At 36.0% G+C, this 19447-nt stretch carries 13 protein-coding genes and 1 pseudogene; 11 read left to right on the top strand and 3 right to left on the bottom strand.

The features are described 5' to 3' along the window. Window positions 1–2205: an amino acid permease gene (locus V8G56_RS00965; RefSeq protein WP_395436572.1), complete on the bottom strand. Its 2205-nt coding sequence runs from the start codon at window positions 2203–2205 to the stop codon at window positions 1–3. 109 nt (window positions 2206–2314) lie between these two features. Between V8G56_RS00965 and V8G56_RS00960 the strand changes: the two genes are divergently transcribed. From V8G56_RS00960 to V8G56_RS00920, 9 genes and pseudogenes are all read left to right on the top strand, one after another. Further along, a complete protein-coding gene (locus V8G56_RS00960) occupies window positions 2315–3175 on the top strand; it encodes an MBL fold metallo-hydrolase (RefSeq protein ID WP_395436571.1) in 861 nt (286 codons plus the stop codon). 12 nt (window positions 3176–3187) lie between these two features. Continuing rightward, window positions 3188–4795 (top strand): S8 family peptidase, encoded by a 1608-nt coding sequence (locus V8G56_RS00955; RefSeq protein ID WP_395436570.1) that lies wholly within the window; start codon window positions 3188–3190, stop codon window positions 4793–4795. An 81-nt stretch (window positions 4796–4876) separates the two neighbouring features. Further along, window positions 4877–6700 carry a M1 family metallopeptidase gene (locus tag V8G56_RS00950; protein WP_395436569.1) on the top strand — a complete coding sequence of 608 codons (1824 nt, stop codon included), beginning with the start codon at window positions 4877–4879 and terminating at the stop codon, window positions 6698–6700. 207 nt (window positions 6701–6907) lie between these two features. Further along, the gene (locus V8G56_RS00945; RefSeq protein WP_395436568.1) at window positions 6908–8584 is read left to right on the top strand and encodes a hypothetical protein; all 1677 of its coding nucleotides are present in this window, start codon (window positions 6908–6910) and stop codon (window positions 8582–8584) included. 148 nt (window positions 8585–8732) lie between these two features. Next, window positions 8733–9512, top strand: coding sequence for a redoxin family protein (locus tag V8G56_RS00940; protein WP_395436567.1), 780 nt, complete (start codon window positions 8733–8735; stop codon window positions 9510–9512). A gap of 323 nt (window positions 9513–9835) precedes the next feature. Beyond that, window positions 9836–10207, top strand: a complete 372-nt coding sequence (locus V8G56_RS00935) for a transposase (protein ID WP_395436566.1) — start codon at window positions 9836–9838, stop codon at window positions 10205–10207. Beyond that, window positions 10207–10869, top strand: coding sequence for an IS3 family transposase (locus V8G56_RS00930; RefSeq protein WP_395437592.1), 663 nt, complete (start codon window positions 10207–10209; stop codon window positions 10867–10869). Before V8G56_RS00935 ends, V8G56_RS00930 begins: the two co-directional genes overlap by 1 nt. A gap of 15 nt (window positions 10870–10884) precedes the next feature. Then, window positions 10885–11058 (top strand): annotated as a pseudogene (locus V8G56_RS00925) (integrase core domain-containing protein); the annotation flags it as partial. 620 nt (window positions 11059–11678) lie between these two features. Then, window positions 11679–11969: a DUF2188 domain-containing protein gene (locus tag V8G56_RS00920; protein WP_395436565.1), complete on the top strand. Its 291-nt coding sequence runs from the start codon at window positions 11679–11681 to the stop codon at window positions 11967–11969. A 212-nt stretch (window positions 11970–12181) separates the two neighbouring features. Here the strand turns inward: V8G56_RS00920 and V8G56_RS00915 are convergent, their stop codons facing one another. Next, the gene (locus tag V8G56_RS00915; RefSeq protein WP_395436564.1) at window positions 12182–13735 is read right to left on the bottom strand and encodes an outer membrane protein assembly factor BamB family protein; all 1554 of its coding nucleotides are present in this window, start codon (window positions 13733–13735) and stop codon (window positions 12182–12184) included. A 380-nt stretch (window positions 13736–14115) separates the two neighbouring features. On the opposite strand from V8G56_RS00915, the gene V8G56_RS00910 reads away from it, so the two are divergent. Next, a complete protein-coding gene (locus V8G56_RS00910) occupies window positions 14116–15054 on the top strand; it encodes a TerC/Alx family metal homeostasis membrane protein (protein ID WP_395436562.1) in 939 nt (312 codons plus the stop codon). Window positions 15055–15613: 559 nt separating this feature from the next. After that, a complete protein-coding gene (locus tag V8G56_RS00905) occupies window positions 15614–17533 on the top strand; it encodes a tetratricopeptide repeat protein (RefSeq protein WP_395436561.1) in 1920 nt (639 codons plus the stop codon). A 43-nt stretch (window positions 17534–17576) separates the two neighbouring features. On the opposite strand, the gene V8G56_RS00900 is transcribed toward V8G56_RS00905, so the two are convergent. Continuing rightward, on the bottom strand, window positions 17577–19436 hold the full coding sequence (locus V8G56_RS00900) for a carbamoyltransferase family protein (RefSeq protein ID WP_395436560.1): 1860 nt from the start codon (window positions 19434–19436) through the stop codon (window positions 17577–17579). Between the last annotated feature and the right edge of the window lie 11 nt (window positions 19437–19447).

Raw genomic sequence — 19447 nt, 5'->3', positions numbered from 1 at the left:
TTAGTTATCTTTCATGGTAAGTCTTAATACAGAACAAGCTGATTTTTCTGTAAATTTATCTTTACCTGTTCCAAAAAGCACATTAATCCAATTATCTTTTTGAGGCGTTCCAAGGATTAGTAAGTCATACCCTGCGGAGGTTTTAGAAATCGCATTGATAGAATCATCAGATTTTAAAATAATCAAATCAGTTTTAGAGATCGATTTATTTAATATAATAGATGAGCTCTCTTCTATTTTAGTAATGTCGTCCTTAGTAAAATGTGCTGGAACAACATGAAGTAGTGTTAAAGACGCCCCATAAAATTGAGAAATACGGTCTGCTATAGCAATAAAATTTTTGTCTTTTCTTCCCGGGCGAAGCGCTATTAATACTTTACCAATATGCCTGACCCCGTTATCTTTAAACAAAGCAAAATCAGAATTGATATTTGTAACCAGCCAGCCAATGGGGTTTCTTACAAATATCCCGCTGTGGGCCTTGCCATTCCATCCCATGACCAACCAATCGCAATTAGTTTGATTACTCAATTCGTCAATGGTTTCAGAAATATCATGTGTTACAACGGCTTCAAAATCTATATCTAAATTTTTGGCCTTTGCTAAGCCCGAAATTCTTCTGGCCAACGAATGAATTTTAGGGTTGTCGTCCATAAAAGCGTCTAAATACGTTTGATTTGGAACCTCAGTAATGTTAATCGCTTGTATTTGTAATCTTCTATTAATTGCGGCGCCTATCTCAACAAGCATCTCAGGTGAATTTTCATTCCCTAACAAGGCCACAACAGCACCAGCGTCTGACACTAATTTACCATCTAAAACACCTTCATTTAAACTATTAATTACCGTTAAGTTTTTCTTTTCTTTATTCTTTCTTTTATATAATAAATATAAAGCTGGCCGGTGGCCATATTTTCTTAAAACCCCGGTTCTACGTGTTTTGTTTCCGAAATTAAAATAGATGGCAACACCTATAATAAAAATGGCTATTATTGATAAAAAGGGCAACCATCCCAATAGAACAAGTAGTATAATGCCACTAATAATTCCGAAAATCTGAACAAAAGGATACAATGGCGACCTGAATGGTGGATTGTACCACTGGGCAGATGTTTCTCTTAAAACCACAACAGCGGCATTTACCAGTATAAACATCATCACCATAAAGGCACTTGCTAGCTTGGCTATTTTTTCAACATCTAAAAACAGTATAACCAAAGCCATAGTCACGCAGGTCAATATTATTGTTGACGTTGGTGTTAAATATTTAGAATGGATCTTACTCATAAATGAAGGTAAGAGCTTATGTCTGGCCATAGCAAATGGAAACCTCGAGGCAGCTAAAACCCCAGAATTTGCCATAGATATTAGTGTAATAACACCTATTACTGCCGCGGCGTAACCTACATATTGGCCGCCCAAAATATTGGCAATGGTATAGATGGGTTTTATATCCTTTTCTAAGGCCTCTAAGGGAATATTTCCCACCAAAATAAAAGCAATAGAAACGTAAATAGTGGTCATGATAAACAAAGACAAAATCATAGCCCGAGGAAGGTTTTTATCCGGATTTTTAATTTCGCCCGCAATAGCTGCTACTTTTGTTACTCCAGCATATGAAATATAAACAAAGGCCACGGTAGACATAAGTCCCGTCTGGCCATTTATTAAAAACGGCTTTAAAAAAACAGTGTTTACTTTTGGTAGACCAAAAAAAAGGATTAAGGTTAGGCAGGTCAGACTCAATGTTACAATTACAATTTGCACTTTCCCTACCTTTTTTACACCAAAAATGTTTAAAAGTAAAATCAAGCCAAGAAAAAATACGGCCACTATTCTGGTAAGGTCTGGGTCTATACTTATTAGTATTGATAAATAAGCGCCGAAGCCAACCAAAGCAAAAGAACTTTTGAGTAACAATGAAAGCCAAAGGCCTATACCCGCAACTGTTCCTAAAATTGGGCCAAACGCACGTTCAATATATACATACGTTCCTCCGGATGAGGGCATGGCTGTTGCCAATTCTGATTTAGAAAGCGCAGCAGGTAAAATACAAAGAGCTGCAATTAAATAGGCCAACCAAACAGAGGAACCTGTTTTTGCGGCAGCCAACCCTGGTAGTACAAAAATACCACTTCCAAGCATCCCGCCAATACTTATTGCTATAACAGTGATTAACGATAAGCTGCGTTCTAATTTTTTCAAATCTTAATATTTAGCAACTAAATTAGGCTTTTTTTTATAAGCCTAAAAATCACAATAAATTCTTAACAATTAGCGCTTATTCTAGCTGTTTTACTAATTTTGTGTACTTATGAATTTATACCCCATTAATTCAGGAAATTTTAAGCTTGATGGCGGCGCCATGTTTGGCGTTGTTCCAAAATCTTTGTGGCAAAAAACCAATCCGGCTGATGCCAATAACATGATTGATTTAACAGCGCGCTGTTTATTAATTGAAGATGACAATCAACTGGTACTTATTGACACAGGAATGGGCAACAAGCAATCCTCTAAATTTTTTGGCTATTACTATTTATGGGGTAATAATACTTTAGAAAAATCCTTAAAACAATTTGGTTTTCACCCTAATGACATAACCGATGTGTTTATGACGCATTTGCACTTTGATCATTGCGGCGGAAGCATTCAATGGAATGCTGATAAAACAGGTTATGAGCCCGCTTTTAAAAATGCCCATTTCTGGAGCAATAAAGATCATTGGGCCTGGGCCACTCAACCTAACAAGCGTGAAAAAGCTTCTTTTTTAAAAGAAAACATCTTACCAATGGAAGAAAGTGGTCAGCTTAAATTCACTTCTATCCCTAAAGGAGATACTCTGTTTGACTCTGAGCTTGGCTTTGATGTTTTTTTTGCTAATGGGCATACAGATAAGCAAATGATTCCTATGATAAAATATAAAGGAAAGACCATTTGTTTTATGGCTGATTTATTACCAACCTTAGGGCATCTGCCGCTTCCATTTGTAATGGGTTATGATACCAGACCCTTATTAACGCTTGATGAAAAGGAAATCTTTTTAAACCGTGCTGCTGATAACAACTATTTTTTGTTTTTAGAACATGATGCTCATAATGAAATTATTACCGTACAGCGCACTGAAAAAGGCGTGCGGCTTAAAGATATTTATACAACTTCTGAAATTTTTAATTAATATTTAACTCAAATGAAATCGTTCAAACCCCTATTCTTATCGGCGTTACTAACGTCTTTATTATTTAGTTGTGGAAGCACAGCTATTATTTCAACACCAATAGAAAATATTGATAGTTCCCCTTTAAAAACAGCTGAATTAACGCTTGCAGAAAAACACAATTGGGGACATTTAGACCTTTTAAAAGACACCATTCCAGGAATGAGCGTTGATAAAGCTTACACTGAAATTATAAAAACTAAAAAGGGCAAAAAAGTCATCGTAGCTGTAATAGATTCAGGTATTGATATTGACCATGAAGATTTAAACGAAGTTATTTGGACTAACAAAGGAGAAATTCCAAACAATGGTATTGATGATGACAAAAACGGTTATGTTGATGATGTTCACGGATGGAATTTTCTGGGAGATGGTTACGATGAGCAATTAGAATATGTACGCATTTTGGCAAGTGGTGATACAAGCAATCCAGAGTATGAAAAAGCTAATGCGGAATATGAAAAAGAATACCAACTATGGTCGGGCAGAAAAATGCAATATGATCAAATTTATCAACGGATAAAAAGTGCTGACGAAGCGCTTTCTAATCACTTAAATAAAAAGGATTACACAAAAGAAGATGTTCAAGGGATAAAAACAGACGACCAAGAAGTAACTCAAGCAGTACAGATGATGAACTATATGTATAGTAATGGTTTAGATTCTATTAAAGATGCCTATGAAGAAATTGAGGGTGGTTTAGAAAGTATTAATGATCGTCTAAATTATAATTTAAATAAAGATTTTAAAGGGCGTATTAACGGAGACAACCCTGATGATATGAGCACTAAATATTATGGCAATGGAAATGTGAAACCTGTAAAGAAAAGTGAGAGCCACGGAACACATGTTGCAGGTATAATTGCCGCTGAGAGAAATAATGGTTTAGGCGCTAATGGTGTAGCAAACAATGTTGAAATCATGGCAGTTCGTACCGTTCCTAATGGTGATGAATATGATAAAGACGTTGCTTTAGCTATTCGTTATGCGGTTGATAACGGTGCTAAAATAATTAATGCCAGTTTTGGTAAATATTATTCACCTTATAGTGACTGGGTAAGAGAAGCTATTACCTATGCTGGTAAACATGATGTACTATTTGTAAATGCTGCCGGAAATGAAGGTGAAGATTTAGATGCTGTGGCTATTTATCCAAATGATCAAGTTGATAATGGCCCAGAAGTGTCTGATACTTTTATAACTGTTGGAGCTTTAGAACCAAAATACGGCTCTAATATGGTGGCTGGTTTTTCAAATTACGGAAAAATAAATGTTGATGTCTTTGCTCCGGGAGCAAAAGTATATTCAACAACGCCAGAAAATGAATATGATACTAAAGGGGGGACTTCAATGGCTGCTCCTGCTGTTGCTGGTGTAGCGGCTTTAATACGCTCTTATTATCCAGGTTTAACAGCAGCCCAAGTTAAGCGTGTTTTAATGGATTCTGGTTTGGTTGTACAAACGAAAGTGGTTGCCGGAGGCGACACTAATAACGTGAAACCATTTGCAGATTTAACCAAATCCGGCAAAATGGTAAATGCCTACAATGCCTTAATTATGGCCTCTCAAATGGCTAAATAAAAACCTAAACAAATAACAAAAAGGGGAATTATCCCCTTTTTGTTTTAAATAAACATTCATAATAAAAAGAAATCTTACTTTATGAAACGATACTTTTTTACCCTGCTTGCTATAACGTTTACCGCGTTTTGTAATGCCTTTAGCAGCATAAACCAACCCATTAAAACCATTCAAGATCCCAGTTATTGGCAACAACACGTTGACTATACTATGGCGGTTGATATGGATGTAAAGACCTATCAATACAACGGAACACAGCGCTTAGTTTACACCAATAATTCTCATGATATATTAAACCGTGTGTATTACCATTTGTTTTTTAATGCCTTTCAGCCCGGCAGTGAAATGGATGTGCGTTCTTTAACAATTGCAGATCCTGACCCAAGAGTCAAAGACCGCATTAGTAAATTGGCGCCGGAAGATATCGGGTTTTTGAAAGTGACTTCCTTAAAACAAAACGGGGAGGATTTACAATATGAAACGGTTGGGACTATTTTAGAAGTCAATTTAGCAACCCCTATTCAACCGGGAGAACAAGTAACTTTTGATATGGTTTTTAATGGCCAGGTGCCTTTACAAATTCGTCGTGCAGGTAAAAACAATCAAGAAGGGGTAGCTTTATCAATGGCGCAATGGTATCCTAAATTGGCTGAATATGATTTTGAAGGCTGGCATGCCGACCCTTATATAGGTAGAGAATTTTTTGGTGTTTGGGGAAATTTTGATGTAAGCATCACCATTGATAAAAATTATACTATTGGCGGAAGCGGATACCTGCAGAACCCAGAAGAAATTGGCCATGGTTACACACAAGAAAAAATAAAAAAGACTAAAGGAGATAAATTAACCTGGCACTTTTTGGCTCCTAATGTTCATGATTTTACCTGGGCCGCAGACCCCAATTATGCGCATGATACGCTGCAGGTTCCTGATGGCCCCTTATTACACTTTTTCTACAAAAACACCATGTCTAAAGAGAACTTAGACAACTGGAAAAATGTACAGTCAAAAACCGTTGAATTGATGCAGTATTACAGTTCAAATGTAGGAATGTATCCATATAATCAATACTCGGTTATTCAAGGGGGTGATGGCGGTATGGAATATGCCATGTGTACCCTTATTACTGGCGAAGGCAGTTTTAATAGTTTATTTGGCGTCATTGCTCATGAAATGGCCCATACCTGGTTTCAGTTTTTACTGGCATCCAATGAGTCAAAACATGAATGGATGGATGAAGGGTTTACAAGCTACATGAGTGATTTAGCTGAAGACTTTGTCCTAAACAAAAACCTGGAAAACCCTACAAAAGGCGCCTATAGAGCTTATATTTATTTAGCAAAATCCGGTAAAGAACAGCCCCTTACCACACATGCAGACCGCTATGCCTACAATCAGGCCTATGGCATTTCGGCATATTCAAAAGGAGAAGTGTTTTTAGCGCAATTAAGCTATATCATTGGTGCTGAAAACTTAAAAGCAACTATAAAGAAATATTTTGAAGATTTTAAATTTACACATCCAAAACCTTTAGATATTATCCGCACGGCGGAAAAAGTGTCTGGTTTAGAACTTGACTGGTATTTAATAGATTTTGGGCAAACCACCAACACGATTGACTATGGTGTAAAGGCTGTTGAAGACAATAAAATTACTTTAGAGCGTATTGGTTTAATGCCTATGCCTATTGACCTAACAGTAACCTATACCGATGGCGGTACTGAAAATTTTTATATTCCATTACAAATGATGCGCGGTGAAAAACCAACCTCAGCAACCCTTATTTCTGACTGGGCCTGGGCCTACCCAACTTATACTTTTACAGTTTCAAAACCTGTTGCACGTGTACAGATTGACCCGAAAGAAGCTATGGCAGATATTAATAAAGCAAACAACTCAAAATAATTCAGTAACTTATATATTGCATAACAAAGCCTTTTAGAATTTACTAAAAGGCTTTGTTGCTTTTATACGTTTTTAAATAATTGTATTTCAAAAGCAGAATGCTATATTTGAGTATATATAATGCAGATATAGTTAATAACTATATCCAACTGTTAACCTTCATTGTAGCCAGAATTAAAATTATTTATAAAAAAACACTAAAGTCAAATGAAAATAACCACCGTCATTCTTCCTCTTTTTTTAACGCTCTTTATGAGCTGTCAAACTGACAATAAAGAAAAAACCACAGCGACCCACAATAAAACAGAAAATTTCACATCTAAGGAGTATCCAGCCTTGGTTGCCTTATTTAAAGAATGGAGAACATTTGAAAAACCACCACTCCTCGACGGAGCCCCTGATTATACAAATGAAACCTTTGAAAAGCGTTGGTCAAAATTTAAAGAATTACAGTTAGGATTACAATCCATTGACACCACAAATTGGCCTGTAGAAAACCAAGTGGATTGGATGATTGTTTGGGCTGAAATGAATGGGTATGATTTTAACCATCGTATTTTAAAACCTTGGGCGCGAGATCCTGCTTTTTATAAATCGGTTTGGGCCTATAGAAGCGATGTGCCCGCCCATGAAGGTCCAACCCATCATGGTACAACAGAACTATGGACTTATACGTTTCCTTTATCAACAGAAGAAAGAACTAGATTTTTAACTGACTTAAAAGTAATCGTACCACTCAATAACCAAGCAAAGAAAAATTTAACAGGAAATGCAAGGGATTTATGGATTACCGGTATTAGAGATATTCAATACCAAAGTGTGGAACTTAACGATCTAAAAAAACAAGCTAGCATAAAAGATGATGTAGCTTTAGTTTCAGTAATTGACGAAGCCATAGCCTCAACAAATGATCTTGTTTCTTGGTTGCAGGCTCAATCCAAATCAAAAACGGGTTCATCAGGAATCGGCAAAGACAATTATAATTGGTATTTACAAAATGTACATCTAGTTCCATTATCATGGGATGATGAAGTGATGATTCTAAAACGCGAGCTCGCACGTGCTTGGACTTCTTTAAAATTAGAAGAACACAGAAACAGAAATCTACCAGAGTTGGTTGATGCAGGCTCACTTGAGGCCTATAGTAAAATGGCAGATGAGGCAGCTAAAAGCTTGATTACCTTTTTAGATCAGGAAGAAATCGTTACTGTAAAACCCTATTTCGATCCTGCATTACGTGAGCATTTAGGTGAATTTATTCCCAAAGAGGAAAGAAATTTTTTCACTATAGGTGAGCATTACGACCCTAGGCCTTTATATTCCCACTTTTACCATTGGTTTGAATTAGCGCGTATGGATAATGAGCCACATAAGAGTGAAATAAGAAAAGGCCCATTATTATATAACATTTTCGATTCAAGAAATGAAGGGACAGCAACAGCTGTTGAAGAAATGTTTATGCAAGCGGGTTTGTACGATGATAGCCCAAGAACCAAAGAGATTGTTTATATAATGATTGCTCAGCGTGCAGCAAGAGGTTTAGGGTCGTTATACGCGCATGCTAATGAGATGACCATGGAAGAAGCTGGTGCTATTCACAGCGAATACACACCTCGTGGTTGGATGAAAACCGAGAAAGAGCTACTCGTTTTTGAGCAGCATTTGTATTTACGTCAACCAGGATATGGAACGAGTTATATCACGGGTAAATATTTACTGGAAAATACATTGGCTGATTATGCCAGATTACAAGAATTACAGGGCAAGTCATTTGTTTTAAAAGACTTTTTTGACACCCTAAATGGAATCGGGAATATCCCTATTTCATTGGTTAATTGGCAAATAACTGGCTCAAATAATCATTTGAAAATCATTAATAATTAAAAAAGGGTAAGAAATAATAAACGATAGGTTAACAAGATGTATAGGTCATAACCTTCCTTTGGTCGGCAACGCCCCATACACAAAAACGTTAGAGTTAATTAATGATAAACATTGAATAAATAACTAACATTTTCCAAAAGAAAACACTATGAAAAAGCTAAAAAATATACTCCGTGGAATTATGGCTTTAGCAGCCTTTGCAGTTATGCTACCGTGTACCTCACAAGTTCCCACAAATGAAAAGCAGAAGATGGGCCTCTTAATGGCAGACTCCGTTAAAAACTATGTAACGGTGATGTCTTGGGAGCACAAACGCGAACTTTACATTGCGGATGGAATGCCTGAGGCTAAGGCGGATTCCTTGATCGCGAAGGGTCTAGCGTTCCTATCAGTAATGGATCGCACTGCGGGTGATGACCGCATTGGTATTAAAGCACCACCATTCAAGTTTGACGGATGGCTCAATTCCATACCGCTTACTTTGGAAGATCTTAAAGGGCATGTTGTGCTGGTTCGTTGGTTTACCGACACCTGTCCCTACTGTGCAAGTAGTACCCCTGCACTTCGCCAGTTGTACGAGGAATACACAGACAAAGGCCTTAAAATGATTGGGGTTTTCCATCCTAAGGCCGGAAGAGATGACTCATTGGACATACCGCGTGTGGAGCGTGTGGTGGAAGCCAGAGATTTTAAGTTTCCTATTGCGATTGATTGGGATTGGCGCAATAAAACACTAAAGGACTGGTGGTTAACAGGCCCTAAGCGACCAGCTACATCGGTGACATTCATCTTAGATAGGTCCGGGGTAATACAATTCATTCATCCCGGCATGGAATATCATGAAGACAACGGCTCAGAGCTGCACACAATGTGCGTGAGTGACATGGGTCGTATTCGAGCCGCAATAGAGAGGCTCATCGCTGAATAAATCGTCAGCGGTGACAGCTTTTACATTCTTGGTGGAACCATCAAGCCTGTCGGTCCAAACATACCCCTGCGCGGATATAGAATCAATTACACTTTGACGTTGGTTGGGGTGGAAGTGAGTATAAGGAACTAACAAAAATAACTACCTCTAACACCGTGTAAAAAAATTGCTTGTTTTGTTCTTTTCCTTTGTTCCATCTTTTCTAATTTAATATATTTATGAATGGGAAAGTTCTTGCATTTTTATACGCAACTTTCCAGGCACATAAACGTTGTGCCTTCATTTGACCCGTCCTGAAATAAGGCTACATAATTTTAAACATTATGTATAGAAATGACAAAGTAATCAGACGGTATTCAGAACCTTTTAAACTGAAAATTTTAGAAGAAATTACAACAGGAAAACTAAACAAAAATCAACTAGGTAAACTCTATGGTATTGCGCCTACCACCATTAATGAATGGATTAGAAAGTATAACCGTAAAGACCTAATGAACACCAGAGTAAAAGTGGAAACAAAAGACGAAATAACTCGAATTAAAGAACTTCAAAAAGAGATTGAACAGCTTAAAAAGCTACTCTTAAAAAAGGATTTAGATGCCTTGGTATTAGATTCATATCTTGAAGTAGCTGCTGAAGATCTAGGCTACAAATCTGTTGCTGAACTAAAAAAAAAGCTAAGTATAAAGCCTTAATAAAAGCCAAAGAAAAAGCTAAGGGATTTGCTTCTTTAACTACTATAACCAATTGTTTTGGGCATAAACGCAATGCTTTCTATAAGTATAAAAATAGAGCCGATAAGCGGTTAAAACAAGAACAACATATTATTGAGATAGTTAAGAAAAGACGCAAGTCCCTGCCTAGAGAAGGCGTGCGTAAACTCACAAAATCACTAGATGACGACTTTATTAAAGCTAACCTTAAAGTTGGTAGAGATACTTTATTTAATGTCCTTAGAAAACATCAAATGCTAACACTTAGAAAGAAATATAGTTCTAGAACAACGAACTCATACCATCGATTTTATAAGTATAACAATATCATAAAAGATGTTGAAGTTACTAGACCTAACCAGGTTTGGGTCTCTGATATTACCTATATCAGAACTGTAAAAGGGTTTTGTTATCTAGCACTCATTACAGACATGTATTCTAGAAAGATTGTGGGTTATGACCTTAGTGATAGTCTAGAACTAAACGGATGTGTGAGAGCACTTAAAAAAGCTTTATACCAAGCTAAAAACACAAAAGGACTCATTCACCATTCAGATAGAGGTATTCAATATTGCAGCAATGTATATACACAAATCCTGAAAAGAAATAAGGTAGAAATCAGTATGACTGAAGAAAATCATTGATATGAAAATGCCCTAGCAGAAAGGGTTAACGGGATTCTTAAAGATGAATTTTATCTTGATCAAACCTTTACTAGCATGGAGCACGCGAAAAGAGCCACAAAAAATGCAGTTAATTTATACAATGAAATAAGATTACATTTATCTTTAGATTTTAAAACACCGAATATGGTATATAAATTAACAGCGTAAAATCAATTTTAACCTGTAGCCATATTTCAGGACTAGATATTAAGAACAAAACAAAAAGTTTATCAAATGGAAAAAAAATGGATATTATTAACAGCAATACTAATTTTCTTAATATTTATTTTTCTCTTTTGGAGGCTGACTAGTGGTTATACTAAAAAAGGATATGGTATAAAAATGTGGAAACATTGGCCAACGAGATTATCATATTGGCAAGCTGCAATATTATATAGTATTGGTTTTACAACTTTAATAATGTTTCTTTTAAAATGGGGAAATATTTTGACTTTTTAAAAGTTTAAAAAAAGAATAACTGTAGCCAACAAAGAACTGAGTTAAAAAGCAATGCGGATATGAGAAGTGTTCCACCCTAATTTACCATTTAGATATTCTGAAACTCCTAAAATCATAATTTTATTTTAATTAATTTTAAATCAAATATAAACAATTAAGGTTGTTCTGTGATGCAGTCTACTCAAGTTAGTTGTGCAAGTGTTGTTCAATAAGGGTTAGTTTGGAGATGGAGAACTTTAAGGGAAGTTATTTGAGTTAGATGAAGTAGGTTAGGTCGCTAAACAATTATTAAGAAAAATAGTATTTTAGAGATTCAAAAGAATTAATAAATGGCAAAAAGCAACAACTCACAGTCTTGGTTAGGTATTCTAATAGAGTTACTTGAAGCTTTTTTTAAAAGTTCACGCAGTACTTCACGCCCTAGAACCTGGAATCAACATGTGGTCCCTTATGAGGATGGTTGGGCGGTACGCCGTGAAGGTAATAAACAGATTACATCAAAACATATAAAACAAAGTACCGCTATTAAAAAAGCCAAGGTGTTGGCTAAAAAATACAAAGCAAATTTAATCATCCACCGAGAGGATGGAACTATTAGAGACCATGTTGATTTTGATTAGGGAAAACTTACTCGATTAAGTATAGGAATATGACACATTACTAAAGACATTAGAGTCAACTGTTATGCCATAGATAAGTTCTTATTAAGTTTGTATTTCATTATTTTATTTCTGAAAGCACTTTTTTGGCATTACCAAATACTGAGACTCATCTTGACAGATTCTTTATGAGATATCGCTTGGGTAACGTAAATAACCCCGTTTTAAAGTCCTTATAAAATACCTAAGTCATTTATAGCTATTTCAATCAAGCTTTCACCATCTATTGAATATAATTTGTCCTCAAAAATATAAAGGTAATTAGGGACTTTAATCCTAGCAATTATGTGATTGTCTTTATCAGAAATTATTGTTTCTTCACGGAAACCTTTTGAATAGAGTTTATAATCTTTAAAATCATTATAATAAAAGTATAGATCGCTTATATTATAATGATACCCAACTTTAAATTGGTCGTCTAATTCTAATATTATGCTTTTCGTGGTTTGAACGAAATGTTTAGTTGTATCTGATAACACTAAATTCGATAAGACGGAGTCTTCTTTTTTAAAGATAATTCGACTTCGAACAAAAATATTCAATTCCCCTAAATCAGCTAGATCAATAGGTTTTTCTTCAAATTCATTCATATTAGACAGAGATAACTTTAAGATTTTATCTTTTAATACAAGAAACAAATTATCTTCTATTACTTTATAATCCATAATAAAATTATCATCGGTACCAATCGATTTTGAATATTCTTTTTTGCCTGTTTCAGTATTTAAAACTAAAATAAAAGGATCACCGAAATTAATTTGTTTGTTACCAAAATTGGCATATCCACGGTTTACCAAATAGATCATACCGTCCTTTAAAAAAATGGAAGACTTACTGGTCGTCTTTTCATCCAATGGATAAGTCCAACTCACTTCCCCGCTATTCTTATTTATTTTCGATAATTTTTCTTTTGAAGCAAAATAAACAAAGTTACTATCAAGTAGCACGTTAGAAGCGACATCTCGCACTAAATTAGGCCCTGAGGAGGTAACAACAACACCTGTCATAAATCCGACGACCACTCCTGCTGCATTTTTAGCAATTGTTTCTGTATAGTCCTTTTTCCCGGTAACGGTATTATAGTCCCAACCCATTCCATTTTTAATATTAAGTGAATGCAATCCTGCTGCAGCAATCAAAAGGGTAGAATCGTTCATTCTAATAATTTTATTCCAGCCATATTCTCTGCTTAAATCTCGTTGCCATAAAACATTTCCATTATTTAAGTCGACTCCTTGTATTTTGTTTTTTTCGTTTTTTATGTATTGAACACCAATATTATTTTCTTCATTTATGTAATAAACATCATTTTTATCGTTCCATAGCTCAATGCCAGTTTCATTGTTTATATATTGAATTTTATTATTACGGGAAAGCCTAATAAGACTGCCTATTTGATTTACATCATTGATGGAATAATCAATTTTTTTTGACCATTTTATCCCAGATGAGCGCAAATTAAAAACAATGATTTGACCCTGTAGAGATAATACTTTTCCATTTTTGCTTAATTTTCTTAATTGTAAAGTTATATTACCCGTAGCCGAGTCCAAATAACGCTTATAGATATGGTTAGGGAATTGGTATTCCTTTGCCAAAATATCTTGTTGTGTCAGTAAATTTTGACCAATAATCTTTTGGTTTTGAATTACTTTTATGTCTGACGATTGCCCTATAAGTTCCAAACTCATCAGAGCAATAAGACTAATAATTATTTGTGTTTTCATGTTAAAATTATTTATAAATTGATTAAAACATAAATTGGTTTGTTACTTTAACAAGTCTATTAAATTTACGATAATAAATTTAATTTAATTGCATGTTATTAAGACATTTAACCTAAGGTTTATGCCATTTAAAATATTCTCATAAACAGTCTAATTCTATTTTAAATTAGTAAAACTATAGTCAAATAATTTTGAAAAGACGAGTATTTTTGTGTTTGGTAGAGATTGAAATGACATATAGTAATTAACCTACCAAAACGACCTTATACAAGTTTAATAACTAATTAAATATTTAATATATTAGTGTTATAGTGCGGATATAGTTAATATCTATATCTACTTGTTGGCAACAAGCTAAAAAAGAACACTTATAGAAAAATATGGGCAATATTACACCTTGGATTATTTTAATAAGCTATGTACTTGTACTTCTGTTAATTGATTTCTTCATATTGCATAAAAAGAATCGAGACACATCGGTAAAACGAGCTATTTTTGAAACTATTTTCTTTATTACTAATGCTTTAATATTCTCTGGTTTTATTTATTGGTTTTATAATATTTCTCTTGTTGACAATGTAAATAACCTTGAACCAGCTCAAGCAGTAGTAAAATACTTGACAGGCTACATTATTGAATTATCCTTAAGTGTCGATAATCTATTCGTGATTGCAATCATTTTTACTTCTTTTAAAATTCCAAGACAATATCAACACAATTTGCTTTTCCTTGGAATTCTCGGAGCAATCGTATTTCGCGCAATTTTAATAAGCGTTGGACTTATTTTAATAAATAGAGTCCACGGAATGAACATTGTTTTTGGATTATTTCTTTTGTTTACAGCCTTAAAAATGTTGAAAAAAGAAGCAGAACATAAAGAAGTTAAAGAACCGAAAGGGATTATAAAATTATTTCGATTCAGCAATGAGTTGCATGACGGAAAATACATTACCAAAGTTAATGGAAAAACAGTCTTTACGGCACTTTTTGGAGCGCTGATAACAATAGAATTAACTGACTTACTATTTGCATTAGATAGTATTCCAGCTATTTTTGCGGTTACGACAGACCCTTTTATTGTGTTTAGCTCAAATATATTTGCCGTGATGGGTTTGAGATCACTTTACTTTTTCCTATCAAAGATGTTAGAGAAATTTGTTTATTTGAAGTACAGTGTTTTTGCTATACTTTTATTTGTTTCACTTAAATTGATGACGGCTAGCTTGACTGAAATTCCTGAATGGTTTTCTCTACTATTTATCGGAATTTCACTAGCTATTGGAATTTACATATCAACAATTAATATAAAATCAAAATAAAGGCAGTTGCCACACCGTGTAAAAATAATTGCTTGGTTCTAGTCTACTCGGAAAATCCATAGGATTTTCCTCTGGTTCGTTCCATTTTTAGTAAGTTAGTTGCTTAAACACGCTACTATCCTTACACAAACACGTTGTGCTTCATTATGACCCGTCCTTGAAAAATTACAATTGAGAAAGAACACACAGAGATATAAGGCTTTTTTATGCAATTAATTTGCATATTAAATGGCTGGCCTTGGGTTGACTTGATTTTATTTCTTTTATTATGGGAAATATGAAACTGGAATTTTCTTCTGAGATAAATATTTTATTACTACATCAAAAATGATTTGTTCGATTGATATCTAAGACACGCTTTCAACTTCCTTCCTGTCCTTTTTGGGGTGTTGTTTAATATTTGTAATTTTGCTTTTATGCTGAGATTAGTCATATAGAATAGACTTGTTGTCTGCAAAAAAAATTACTTAAAAATGTTTGACCGCAAAAAGGCATACATGTTTTGCAACAGCTTAGTGGCTGTGTTGATTCTCTGTGCATTGCTCCCAAAAGATTGCTTATGAAGACCGATTTTTTAAAGAATCTTGCATTGGGCTTTGGTGTTGCCTTCTTATTCTTCATCCTGATGGAGTTGATTCTAATGACAGCCGGAGTGAAATCTCTTTACGAGCGCACCGATCCCGCAGTTGGATTCGCTGGCTATGCGCCACTGTTTGTCAAGCATACGCAGCCTAACGGAGAGGAAATCTATAGTACCGCGGCCAACAAGATGCAGTGGTTCAACATGCAGAGCTTTCCGGCTAAAAAGGCTAAAAATGTTACCAGAGTCTTCTGTATAGGTGGGTCGACAACTTACGGTCGCCCATACGACGACCGCACCTCGTTTTCCGGCTGGCTACGCCGCTTCCTTCCGGCTGTTGACTCTACTCGTAACTGGGAAGTCATTAACGCGGGTGGCATTAGTTACGCGAGTTATCGCGCAGCCCGGCTTATGGAGGAACTTGCAGATTATGAACCAGATTTATTCATTGTTTATTCGGGGCACAACGAGTTCCTTGAATCACGGACATACAACAAGCTTCTGAAAGTACCCAAGTTTTTACGCAGTCTTGCGGTATTGGCCTCAAGGACACGGATATATAGTCTGCTTTCGGACTTTATTAACAAAAGTGACGCTGTTCTTCCTACGGAGGTTACAGCCTTGCTTGACCATTCTGTTGGCCCAGATGATTACCACAGGGATGACAAGAAACGTGATGCCATACTTGACGATTTTAAAACCAGCCTGTTTCGTATGACCTATATTAGCGAGCAGGCCAAAGCCAAGTTGATATTTGTTACGCCTGCATCAAACATTGGAGACTTTTCTCCTTTCAAATCAGAGCCCAGTAACAATCTGAGCGCTGATGAGGTAAGTGAGGTTGACGATCTTAAGCAAACTGTGACTAAGGCTTTAGGCGAGGGCAATCAAGAACACGCAGAGGCGATTGCCCGAGAAGCGCTGGCTATTGATGGCCGTGACCCCGAATTGCTTTACTTGCAGGCACAGGCTTTTTTAGCCCTCGGAAGGATAGATGACGCACGAAGTGCTTTCATACAGAGCAGGGACGAGGACGTTTGTCCTTTGCGGGCCTTAACTCCAGTCCGCGGGATTGTAACCGATGTTGCACAATCAAAAAACGCAGGATTTGTGGACTTCGCACAAATCGTTAACGAAAACTCGCCTAACGGAATTCCCGGATCAGAATTGTTCTTAGACCATGTGCATCCAACAATTGATGGTAACCAAATGCTAGCGCTGGCCATTGTTAAGGAGATGTTGCAGGAGAGAATGCTCACTCAGACAGGCACTTGGAATGAAGATATAATTGCTGATATCAGTAATGAGCTGAAAAACAGTTTGGATAAAAAAACCCATGCTATCGCACTCAGGAACCTATCAAAAGTGTTAATGTGGGGCGGAAAGAATGAGGAGGCCAAACGTCTTGTCGATCGTGCAGCATCTATGATTCCCGAGGACAGTGAATCACAGGCTCAAGAAGGGATTCTACTCTGGCGAGCAGGAGACAAGGAAAAAGCAATAGTTCATTTTCGGGAGGCCGCACGCTTAGCCCCATGGAACGCCATCATCCATCATAAATTAGGGGTGCTATTGTCAGAACTTAGTCGTATGAACGAAGCGGAAATAGAGTTGGAAGAGGCCGTCCGTCTGGACCCCAAACTACCCAATTTACATTACGATTTAGGAATTGTGCTGCATGCGCTTGGGAAGAATAAACAAGCAGAATCTGCTTACCGGAGGGCCCTCAAGATGAATCCCAACCATGCCGAAGCTTATAATAATCTGGGGACTATATTCGGGCAGAGCGGAAACCATAGGGCAGCTTCTGAGATGTTTGCCGAGGCTTTACAACTTGATTCTGACTATGAGGCCGCAGCTGCTAATCTTGCACGTGCACGCAATGCTCTTGGCCAATAATCAAAAAAGGAAAAGTAATAAACGGAATATCATATATTATGACTCAATCCAATTTGAATTGCTCTTTCCAATTAGAATCATTAATTAATTTTTCCTGTTGATTCTTATCAAATAAGTAATTGCCAATGACCAGAAAATCCATTTCTGTTCGCATAAAACATCTGAATCCGTCATCAGGATTGCAAACAATGGGCTCCCCACGAACGTTAAAACTTGTATTTACAATAACGCCGTAACCAGTTTGTTTTTTAAATGCATTTATTAAATTCCAATATTTTGGATTTGTATTTTTATTCACACTCTGTATTCTGGCTGAAAAATCAATATGTGTAATTGCAGGGACATCAGAACGTAGATGATATAATCTCTCATAGAGCTCCATTTCGCTATACCCTGCAGGCAAAGGTTTTAATCTTTCCTCTTTTACAGGGATAACATGCAACATATAGGGAGAAGGAGAATCCATAACAAAATAATCTTGGGTGTCTTCTTCTAATACTGTTGGTGCAAATGGCCTGAAGCCTTCCCGGTATTTAATTTTTAGATTCATTTTCTTTTGCATTTCAGGATTTCTAGCATCTCCAAGAATACTTCTATTACCCAGAGCCCTGGGCCCAAATTCCATTCGTCCCTGAAACCACCCGATCACATTTCCTTCAGAAATTTTTTCTGCAACCACTTCTGTTAACTCATTAAAATGTTCAAAATATTTGTATTGAGCATTATGCTTTCTGATAATCCCTAAAATGTCTTTATTATTAAATTCAGGGCCTAAATAAGCCCCTTTCATGCCGTCGGGTTTGTTATTTACATGTCTTTTCTCTCCTTTCCATAAATGCCAACCCAGATACGCAGCCCCTAATGCCCCACCGGCATCACCCGCAGCCGGTTGTATCCATATGTCTTTAAATAATTTTGATTCCAATAATTTGCCGTTAGCAACACTATTTAATGCAACCCCACCAGCCATAACCAAGTAATCACTGTTAGTTAACTTTTTCGCGGTTTTTGCAAGTTTTAAAACGATCTCTTCGGTAATTTGTTGAATTGCCAAAGCCATATTCATGTATTCCTGTGAAATCTCTGACTCCGCATTTCTGGGAGGAATTCCAAATAAACGCGTCCATTTTTTATCCGCTGTCATTTTTAAGCCGGTGGCGTATTTGAAATACTTCATATTAAGCAAAACAGATCCGTCTTCTCGTATATCAACCATTTCACCTAATATTTTCTCTTTATAGTTTTTTGTTTGTTGAGAATTAGGATTTCCATAAGGAGCCAACCCCATTAACTTATATTCTCCACTATTGACCCTAAACCCGATATATTGTGTAAAAGCAGAATATAACAATCCTACAGAATGAGGAAAATGTAATTCGCTAATTATTTTAATAGTATGATCATTTCCATATCCAATAGCGGTTGTTGCCCATTCTCCAACACCATCAATGGTTAAAATGGCAGCCTCTTTAAAAGGAGAAGGATAAAAGGCACTGGCAGCATGTGATAAATGATGTTCGGGAAATAAAATTGGTATTTTTTTATCACCTAAATGCTTTAGCTCGTCTCTGAGCATCTTTTTCATAAAAAGCTTTTCCTTGATCCAAACAGGAACCGCTGAAAGAAAACTTATTAAGCCTTTTGGGGCAAATGCATGATAGGTTTCAAGTAACCTTTCAAATTTAATATAGGGTTTGTCATAAAATGAAATAGCTGTCAAATCATTATAATCTATTCCGGCTTCACTTAAAACGTATTTTGCAGCATTTATAGGGAATGAAGAGTCATGCTTTTTTCTGGTAAAGCGTTCTTCATGCGCTGCTGCAATTATTTCTCCATCAATAATTATAGCTGCTGCACTATCGTGGTAATAAGCTGAAATGCCTAGAATAGCTGTTGACATAATTCCAAAAT

This window comes from Gaetbulibacter aquiaggeris (assembly GCF_044003965.1).
GTDB lineage: Bacteria > Bacteroidota > Bacteroidia > Flavobacteriales > Flavobacteriaceae > Yeosuana > Yeosuana aquiaggeris.
Note: the sequence above shows the minus strand (reverse complement) of the source record. Positions and strands in the feature narration are given on the sequence as shown.

Coding starts and splice junctions, on each gene's coding strand:
- V8G56_RS00920 (WP_395436565.1), top strand. CDS start 11,679: ATGGCAAAAAGCAACAACTCACAGTCTTGGTTAGGTATTCTAATAGAG.
- V8G56_RS00945 (WP_395436568.1), top strand. CDS start 6,908: ATGAAAATAACCACCGTCATTCTTCCTCTTTTTTTAACGCTCTTTATG.
- V8G56_RS00915 (WP_395436564.1), bottom strand. CDS start 13,735: ATGAAAACACAAATAATTATTAGTCTTATTGCTCTGATGAGTTTGGAA.
- V8G56_RS00910 (WP_395436562.1), top strand. CDS start 14,116: ATGGGCAATATTACACCTTGGATTATTTTAATAAGCTATGTACTTGTA.
- V8G56_RS00960 (WP_395436571.1), top strand. CDS start 2,315: ATGAATTTATACCCCATTAATTCAGGAAATTTTAAGCTTGATGGCGGC.
- V8G56_RS00935 (WP_395436566.1), top strand. CDS start 9,836: ATGTATAGAAATGACAAAGTAATCAGACGGTATTCAGAACCTTTTAAA.
- V8G56_RS00940 (WP_395436567.1), top strand. CDS start 8,733: ATGAAAAAGCTAAAAAATATACTCCGTGGAATTATGGCTTTAGCAGCC.
- V8G56_RS00900 (WP_395436560.1), bottom strand. CDS start 19,436: ATGTCAACAGCTATTCTAGGCATTTCAGCTTATTACCACGATAGTGCA.
- V8G56_RS00905 (WP_395436561.1), top strand. CDS start 15,614: ATGAAGACCGATTTTTTAAAGAATCTTGCATTGGGCTTTGGTGTTGCC.
- V8G56_RS00950 (WP_395436569.1), top strand. CDS start 4,877: ATGAAACGATACTTTTTTACCCTGCTTGCTATAACGTTTACCGCGTTT.
- V8G56_RS00955 (WP_395436570.1), top strand. CDS start 3,188: ATGAAATCGTTCAAACCCCTATTCTTATCGGCGTTACTAACGTCTTTA.